The sequence below is a fragment of the Rhizobium favelukesii genome (assembly GCF_000577275.2).
GTDB classification, from domain to species: domain Bacteria; phylum Pseudomonadota; class Alphaproteobacteria; order Rhizobiales; family Rhizobiaceae; genus Rhizobium; species Rhizobium favelukesii.
This window is the reverse complement of record NZ_CBYB010000044.1, coordinates 1-5,054: the sequence shown is the minus strand read 5'-3', so window position 1 is coordinate 5,054 and position 5,054 is coordinate 1. Positions and strand designations below refer to the sequence as shown.

Sequence of the window (5,054 nt, the reverse complement as noted above, 5' to 3'; positions counted from 1 at the left end):
TTACAACGTGGTGAGCCGCCAGCCTCTGTGTCCGATCTCTGACATTTTGTTATGAACACGACACCATCCTCGCGTGACATCCGTCGTCGCCTCGGCCGCGGCGCTTCGTCGTGGGTGAAGTCGCGATTGGAGCGCCGGGGCAGTCGCGTCGCCGGCAGTTCGATTAGGCTCGACAAGTGAGCGGTAATAGTGTGGCCAAGCTCCTTCAAGCCAGCAAGCGCGCAGCGCACTGGCTCGCAGTCGTAAAGCCTTTTTCGGCTTACATTATGCGTCTGGATCCGGCAAAAGATTGCGACAATGCCGATATTCGGCAAGTCACGGCGGAGGGCTGACGCCCATATCTATGCCCAAGACCCTCGACCTAATGGGCGGCCGCGGCCCGTGCACTCCAACCGCCGGGTGAACTGCGATCGGCCTGGTCCGAGTCGCAGATCGGATCGATCGCCGCGACCGGACCGCGCATTTCGAGGCGATCGACCGCGCTGCCGCGATATTGAAGCCCGCTGTGCAACGGTGCGCATGACCAAGTTCCCCAAGTCTCGGTATGTCCCGTTGCAAACGCGCTTGATCCGTTCGGGCATCAGAGATCCAAATAAGCTTTATATTTCCTTCGTTCGTCCGATTGACTTGACACGGCGCTGCAGAAAGCAAGTTGAGCCGCTGTTCGGAAGATCGAACAGGTAAGAAGTAGTCCTGGTGGGCAGCGTCAAGAAGGCGCCGAATTGGCGCTGATTTGCACCGCCCACAACCTCACCCAACTCGCCCGCGGCATTAGCCGGCTATTGTTAGCCGATACCATGTCCCGGAGCTGTCGGGGTTGGACCTTGCCGGTGGATGGCACAGCATTTGCCTGTGGAATGCGGTGGAAAGTCACCAAGTGGCTAGTGTCGTCATAGGCGTGACCAACGTCGCCGAGGCATTGACCTTATAGTCGGCGAGTATTTCGTCGGATGGAATGACCTAGATCGGAAAAGTGAAAAGAGCAAGCTACGAGCGTATGGATAGTCAACCACGTTAGAGAGGAATGGATGTCTGAAGTTCTCGGGTCTACCGATCCAATCCAGTGGAGCAAAGCGCATCTCACGGAACTCGGGGTCGCCCAACAGGCTTCGTTGGCGGGGCGCGTTGCTTGCGGCTGGCGAGAGGTAGTTCCATGAAAATGCCGCTCGCGCTTCTTGCTGGCGGAGAGCCGGAATGACCGGCTGGCTGGTAGACATTGCCAAACGCTTTGGACTCCCGCAACCGCTCGAGCGGCTGGATAGAGAATACAACCTTGACTTCCCGGCGCAGGACTCCTGCTGTCCGGCGGTCGTCAAAGTCATGCGGCGGGAATTGGTTCCGTTGCAAACTCTTCAGTAGTGCACCGATATTTCAGGACCGATTATTTGACGACGCCGCTTGTTCGCCTGGCAGTACTCACGGCCATTCTGCCCTTGATGCCAGCGTGTGTAGCCGTTGGTCCCGACTATCAAATGCCTGTAGTGTTGACGCCGTCCAAATGGAACAGCAAGGTCAGCGCCGCAACACCGCGTCTCGGCGATTGGTGGAAGAATCTCGACGATCCTGTACTCAATCAGTTGATCGCAGATGGCATTGCAATAAGTCCCAATGTTGCAACCGCAAAGGCGAGGGTGCGGAAAGCCAGGGCCAATTATGCGTCCGCAGGCGGCATCTTTTATCCATCGCTCGACGGTAGTGGGAGCTATACGCGCTCCGGTGCGTCGAGCGGGTCGAACCTCGTCTTCAAGGCTCAGTGGGAACTCGATCTGTTCGGCGCCAATCGTCGAGGCGCGGAGGCCGCTTACTACAGTATGGAAGCGGCCAGTGAGCAGCTTCGCGGGGCACTCGTCACATTTATAGGCGATATTGCGACGAATTATGCGCAAGTGCGTGGTGTGCAGGCGAACATCGCAATAGCGAAGCGCAGCGCGGCATCGCAACGCCAGACCGTCGAGCTAACACGCGCTCAACTGGAAGCTGGTCACGTATCGCAGGTCGATCTGCTCAGGGCAGAAACGCAAGCCGCATCCACGGAAGCTCGGATACCCAGCCAGCGCATCACCTATGCGAAATATCTCAACACCCTTTCTGTTTTGACTGGCCGTTCCTCGTCCGCTCTTTCGGCCATGCTCGACAAAACCCGCCCCATTCCTTCCGTGCCGCGCAGGATCTCCGTCGGATTGCCCGCCGGCGTACTAGCGAATAGGCCAGATATTCGTGCGGCCGAACGTGAATACGCGAGTTCGACAGCAGGCGTCGGACAGAAGCAAGCCGCTCTTTATCCCAGCATTTCGTTGAGTGGTAATATCAATGCGGACGGCACAGACTTCGGCGATCTGGCTCTGCGATCAACGATCGGGTGGAGTTTCGGTCCAAGTCTCAGCGTACCGATTTTTCAAGGCGGCAAGCTGAATGCCGCTGTCGATGTGGCCAGGGCCACACGCGACCAGTCATTCATCGCCTATCGCAAGGCAGTATTGACGGCGCTGAGCGAAGTTGAAGACACAAGCGTATCGCTCAACCAGAACCGTCTGCGTGTGGCGCAGCTGCGGAAGATCATGAGCAACAGCTGGAAAATCAACGAACTAACGCTGAGTCAATACAAAGCTGGCAAGAAGAGCTTTATCGACGTGCTGACCGCGCAGCGTGACCTCTTTGACGCGGAGACCAGCCTTGCTGAGGCCAGAACGGATCTTGTGACCAATTACGTCGCCTTGCACAAAGCGCTTGGAGGCGGCTGGAATGGCCGCGACGATGTCAGCGAACCGGAAGTCATTGACAGTTACACAGGACCGCATTTCGTCAGGCCAACCATACCGGCCTCGCCGGCATCAGAACAGAGGCCGCTATGAAACCCAGATCGAAACGACGTTTCCGCTGGCGTCTTTGGTTCGCGGTTGTGGCGGCATTGCTGATCATGGCCTCTGTCGCAGTCCGTCACTGGACGAAGGGAGCGCCGCTTCCGGGCACGACGACCATCCGGCGTGGCGACATAGAAAGCTCGGTTCTTGCTACCGGAACCTTGAGACCGAAAAGCCTCGTCGCCATCGGCGCGCAGGCGACAGGCCGCATCCTGTCACTCAATGTGAAGCCAGGACACCAGGTTAAGGCTGGTGATGTCATTGCGCTCATCGACTCGACCAACCAGCAGAATAAGCTCAACAAAGCCCAGGCGACCTTGCTGCAAAATCAGGCTACTCGCGATCAGAATATCGCGGATCTGGAACTAGCGCGGCAGGACCTTGCCCGCTATCAAATGATGACTGATAAGAACGCTGTCGCCAGATCCGAGTATGACAAGGCTGTCGCCACGCTGAAGGCGAAGGAAGCGCAGCTTGCCAACAGCGAAGCGGTCATCGCTGCTTCCAAAATCGATGTGCAAATTGCCGAGACCGACCTCGGCTATACGCGTATCACCGCTCCCATCGATGGGACCATTCTCGCCACGGTGGTCCAGGAAGGCCAGACCGTCAATGCGGAACAAAGCGCGCCGACGATCGCAATTCTGGGTCAGGTGGACATGATGACCGTCGAGGCGGCTATCTCCGAAGCTGACATTACGCAGGTTCACGAAGGCCTGCCGCTTTATTTCACCATTTCCGATCAGAATTCAAAGCGTTACGAAGCGAAGCTGGAAAAGATCGAGCCCGCGCCGGGCTCCATCGTCAACGATAAGAGCTTCAGTTCGAGCAGCAGCAGCGCATCTTCATCGAACGGGGAGACGGCTTCGGCTATTTACTACAAGGGCATATTCAGCGTGCCTAACCCGGACGGGCTGCTCAGAACCTATATGACGACTGAAATTCACATTCTGCTTGCCCAGGCTAGGAATGTGCTTCTGGCTCCTGTGTCGGCACAGCGGATGTCGGATGACCCAAACAAGGCGACCTTTCGCGTTGTTACGAGTAGCGGCACTATCGAAGAGCGAACCGTTGAGACTGGCATCACAGACAAGATCAATGTGGAAATTCGTTTGGGCTTGAAGGAAGGCGACAAAGTTGTCACCGACAATCAAACACCCGTTCCAACCTCTGCCGGAACGTGACATGAGCGAAGCGGCCCTGATATCGCTCAAAAGCGTCACCCGACGGTATCCCTCGGGTGACGACGTGACCACAGTCCTGCATCATATCGACCTCACCGTTCATCGCGGAGAGATGGTGGCCATTATCGGCGCTTCCGGGTCGGGCAAGTCTACGCTGATGAACATTCTCGGATGTCTCGACCGGCCTTCCGAGGGAGAATATCAGATCTCGGGACGTCCGACCTCGGAACTTGAGGCCGATGAACTGGCGGAACTGCGGCGTGAACATTTCGGCTTCATTTTCCAGCGCTATCATCTGCTGAACGAACTCGACGCAGTCGGCAACGTCGAAATCCCGGCGATCTATGCCGGACGAAGCCGCGACGAGCGGCGCGAAAAGGCCGAAGCAATTCTGCAGCGCCTTGGGATGGGAGAGCGCACGCATCATCGACCAAACCAGCTTTCAGGCGGTCAGCAGCAGCGTGTTTCCATTGCGCGCGCGCTGATCAATGACGCCGATGTCATACTTGCCGACGAACCGACCGGCGCACTGGACAGCCATAGCGGGGAAGAGGTCCTCGGGATACTTCAGCAACTGAACCGCGATGGCCGGACGATCATCATCGTTACCCATGACCGCTATGTGGCGGCGCGCGCGCAGCGGATTATAGAGATCAGAGATGGTGAAATTATCGCTGATACGCGGAACGACGCTGCCGCAGGTGCGCGCGCAAGCAATGATCTCCCGATAGATAGAAAGCCAGAAAAGCCTAAATTGTTCAACGGAATGCGAGATCGCTTCAATGAGGCCTTTGCGATGGCGTTGCGATCCTTGAATGCGCATCGTATGCGGACATTCCTCACCATGCTGGGTATCATTATCGGGACGGGATCGGTGGTCTGCGTGGTAGCACTCGGCCAGGGTTCGCAGAAACGGATTCTCGATCAGATCAGCGATCTTGGTACCAACTCACTCTATATCAGTCCCGGCCGCAGTTTCGGTGACCTGAAGGCCGAACAGATCACCACG

General features: G+C 57.1%; 4 protein-coding genes. All 4 read left to right on the top strand.

All coding sequences use genetic code 11. The features are described 5' to 3' along the window. The first annotated feature begins 1,194 nt into the window (after positions 1–1,194). Positions 1,195–1,359 carry a hypothetical protein gene (locus tag LPU83_RS37740; RefSeq protein WP_157997318.1) on the top strand — a complete coding sequence of 55 codons (165 nt, stop codon included), beginning with the start codon at positions 1,195–1,197 and terminating at the stop codon, positions 1,357–1,359. A 26-nt stretch (positions 1,360–1,385) separates the two neighbouring features. Continuing rightward, positions 1,386–2,852 (top strand): efflux transporter outer membrane subunit, encoded by a 1,467-nt coding sequence (locus tag LPU83_RS37735; RefSeq protein ID WP_141652644.1) that lies wholly within the window; start codon positions 1,386–1,388, stop codon positions 2,850–2,852. After that, a complete protein-coding gene (locus tag LPU83_RS37730) occupies positions 2,849–4,045 on the top strand; it encodes an efflux RND transporter periplasmic adaptor subunit (protein WP_024319095.1) in 1,197 nt (398 codons plus the stop codon). The genes LPU83_RS37735 and LPU83_RS37730 overlap by 4 nt, the downstream gene beginning before the upstream one ends. A 1-nt stretch (position 4,046) precedes the next feature. Further along, positions 4,047–5,054, top strand: a 1,008-nt coding sequence (locus LPU83_RS37725) for an ATP-binding cassette domain-containing protein (RefSeq protein WP_157997317.1), incomplete at its 3' end; no start/stop codon positions are given.